Source organism: Acidimicrobiia bacterium, from assembly GCA_036396535.1.
Taxonomy (GTDB): domain Bacteria; phylum Actinomycetota; class Acidimicrobiia; order Spongiisociales; family UBA5794; genus DASWKR01.
In genome coordinates, this window is record DASWKR010000027.1 from 1 (window position 1) to 3709 (window position 3709).

The 3709-nt window shown below is 71.2% G+C and carries 2 protein-coding genes; both read right to left on the reverse strand.

From position 1 onward, the window contains the following. Positions 1-1072: hypothetical protein (locus VGC47_04035; GenBank protein HEX9854460.1), on the reverse strand; the 1072-nt coding region annotated here is incomplete at its 3' end. Positions 1073-1141: 69 nt separating this feature from the next. Then, positions 1142-3709: tetratricopeptide repeat protein (locus tag VGC47_04040; protein HEX9854461.1), on the reverse strand; the 2568-nt coding region annotated here is incomplete at its 5' end.

The following is a 3709-nucleotide window of genomic DNA, read 5'->3' on the forward strand; positions in this document are numbered from 1 at the left end:
CGGTCGGCTCGACCTGCAGGTCCTCGAACTTGTCGCCGCCTGCGACGGCGCCGCTGAGGCGCTTCCCGTCGAAGCGGAGGGCCCACTGGGCCGCTCCGTCGAGCCTGCCGACGATGTGCGCCACCCGCCGGATGACGTACAGGTCGGCCGTGTTCTTGCCGACGACGAGCTCGTTCGACACCCGCGCCGAGCCGGCCGCCTCGGCGACCGCCGCGACGATTGCCTTTCTCACCTCTTTGTTGGCGACGGTGCCGCGCACCGCCACCGACCCGTCTCCGGATGCGACGATCTCGAGGGTCGGGACCGCCTGTTTCTTGACGGTGATCGTCGCCGCCGTCGGGATGTCCGGCCCGAGGGCCCGCTGCAAGGCAGACCGCACGGCGGCCTCGGATGCCTTGTCGTACACCGTGCCGGTGAGCTGGGCGCCGTGCACACCGAGGACGAGCTGGCCGTCGGTGACCATCGGCAGGAGGGCGGCTGCGGCGGCGGCCTCGTTGAGCCACAGCGGCCGGGCCAGAGAGCTGTCGGCGACGAGCTCGTTCGTGACGGACGGCCCATACAGCGAGAGGCCGACCCGCGATATGGCGGCGACGGTCCGGGCGTCGGGGAGGGCCCCGTCGAGGACCATGCGTCCACCGTTCACGGTCAGGGTGATCTCGGCGGGCTCGCCCTCCGGCACTGTCGTTGTCGTCGTGGTCGGAGCCGCGGTCGTGGTGGTGGTCGTCACGACTGGGACGACGGGAGCGATCCCCGCCTCGAACTGGACGCCCCCGATCCCGGACACGCCGGCGAGCGCCGCCTCCGCCCTGCGGCGGGATGCGGCGTCGAGTGTCGCGAACACGGTGCCGTTGCGGCCGGAGAACACGACGTTCTCGACGGCGACGTTCGCCTCGGCGAGGGCCGTCCGCGTCGCATCCTCGAGGCCCCGTTCCTGGGCTCGGATGCCCCACGGGACGGCGACGAGGAGCAGCGCCCCGACCCCGGCGAACCACGGCCACAGGTGGCGCAGCGTCGGATAGATCGCCCAGTTGGCGGGGTTGAGCTGGTCCCTCGAGATGTCTGGCCGTCGCATCGCCATGTTTCATCGGCAGGGGACGGCGAAAACCGAAGCGTGGCGAGTTCGACCCCGCCAGGGCCCCCGTCAGCTCTCCAGCATGCGGGCCAGGAGGGAGGCGCGCGACACCGAGCGACCCGCCTCGAAGGCCTCGGGGTACTCGGCCTTGAGGCGGGCGATCGTCTCGTCGTCTATGATGCTCCGGTTGATCTCGAGCCCGGCGAGCCCGATCCCGGTCTCGGCGCCCACGGTCTCGAGGGCCCCGTAGAGGAACGCGACCTCCTCGTCGTCGCCCTCGAGGTTGGCGGCGTTGGCGAACCCCCACCCGAAGAGGGCGATCGCCGAGCTGTCGTCGGCGGCGGCGACGAGGGGGATGCCGCGACGCAGGTACTCTCGAGCGCCGGCCGGGTCGCCCATGCGGGCCGCCACGTGCGCCAGCTCGAACACCGCCCAGCATTCCCCGAAGACGTCTCCGAGCTCCCGGTAACGGTCGGCGGCCTCTAGGAAGTGCTCTCGGGCGACTTCGAGCTTCTCCTGAAAGGTGGTCACGTTGCCCAGGCCCCAGTGGGCGTTGGCGATGCCTTGGGCGTAGCCGACCCTCTCCGCCACCTCGAGGCTCTCCCGCGCCAGTTCCTCCCCGCGTTCGAGGCTGCCGGTGTACGTCCAGTGGAACATGAGGTTGTAGAGGGCGTCGGCGACGTCGTGCTCGTCGCCGTGCTCCCGCATCAGCTCGAGGGCCTCGGTGTAGTGGCGGCCGGTGAGGTCGAGGTCGCCCGACCAGTAGGCGATGCCGCCGGCGGCTTCGAGGCCTCTGGCGCGGGTGCGCGGGTCGGCGCCCGGCATGGCGAGGATGGTGGCGATTCGGCCGGACGCCTCCTCGACGTGGCCCCGCGTATGCCAGAAGCGCCACAACGCCGAGATGAAGCGCAGGGCAGTGTCGGCGTCTCCCTGTTCGACGGCGCATGTGACGGCGTTCCTGAGGTTGTCGTGCTCGGCGGTGAGCCGGTCGAGCCACAGACGTCGGTCGGCCCTGGTCAGCTCGGGGCCGGCCCGCTCGGCGAGTGCCAGGTAGGCGTCGGCGTGGCGGCGGCGGGTGAGCGCCAGGTCGCCACCGGCGGCGAGGCGCTCCTCGGCGTATTGCTGGATCGTCATCAGCATGTGGAATCGGGTGTCGGTCGACAGGTCGGTGCGGCGCAGCAGGCTGTTGTCGAGGAGCAGGGCGAGGGCGTCGAGGACCGGGATGTCGAGCTCGTTGTCGGGATCGCACACGGCTTCGGCGATGTCGAGCGTGGCACCGCCTGCGAACACCGAGAAGCGTTCGAAGACCCGCTTGACCGGGTCGAAGAGGAGGTCGTAGCTCCAGCCGATGGCGCCGTTCAGGGAGCGCTGCCGCTCGGGTAGGTCGCGTGCGTCGGTCTTGAGGATCTGGCTGCCGAGCCGCTCGAGGATGGCGGAGGGGGAGAGGACGTTGACCCTCGACGCTGCCAGCTCGATGGCGAGTGGGAGGCCGTCGAGCCGCTCGGCGAGCTGAGCGACGGCGGCGACTCCCTCGGCGTCGAGGGTGAATCCGGGCCGGACCGCGGTGGCCCGCTCACGGAACAGGGCGACCGCCTCGGGCTCGTCTCCGTCGTCCTCGGTGCTGAGCGGCGGGACCGGGTACTCCTGTTCCCCCGATACCCGTAGGGCGGCGCGGGACGTCACGATGATCTTCGTGTTCGGGGATGCCCTGAGGATCTCGGGGACCAAGGCGGCGCCTTCGAGGACGTGCTCGTAGTTGTCGAGGACGATGAGGTAGGAGCGGTCGGCGAGGTGGCCGAGGAGGAGCTCGTGGGCGCCGCCCTTCTCGCCGGTCGGCCAGCCGCCGATCGTGTCGAGGATCGTCGACGAGATGAGCGACGGGTCCGAGATCGAGGCGAGGGCGACGAAGTAGGCGCCGTTGGGGAATCGGGCTTCGCTGCGGCGAGCCAGCTCGATCGAGAAGCGGGACTTCCCGGTGCCGCCCGGTCCGGTCAACGTGAGGAGGCGGGTGCCGGCGAGGAGCTCCTCGGCGCGGGTCAGCTCCCGGTCGCGCCCGATGAAGCTGGTGAGCTGCAGCGGCAGCGTCGACCGGGCCGGTCCTGTGAGCCGCAGCGGCGCGAAGTCGGACGGCAGCCCGTCGATCGACAGCTGCGTGAGGGTCTCCGGTGCCGGGAAGTCCTTCAGCGTGAACTCGCCGAGATCGCGTGCCGCCGTGCCTTCCGGGAGGTCGGTGCCGATCACCGCCACCGTCGACGCCGAGAGGAGGATCTGCCGGCCGTGGCCGGCCGCTCCGATCCGGGCGGCCCGGTGCACGTCGAGTCCGACATAGTCGCGGCCGCCGAGGATCCCCTCCCCGGTGTGCAATCCCATGCGGACCTTCACCGTGGCGCCGCCCGGCCAGTCCCGTGATGCGATCTCACGCTGCGCCGCGGCCGCCGCGGCGACGGCACCCTTCGCCGAGGCGAACACGATGAAGCAGGCGTCGCCGTCCTCCGAGACGAAGTGGCCTCCCTGCGCCTCGGCGGCCGTCCGGATGACGGTCTGCTGGGCCTCGAGGATCGCCGGGAAGTCGCCCGGGTGGGCTCGGTACAGCTCGGTCGAGCCTTCGATGTCGGTGAACAGGAACGTCACGGTGCC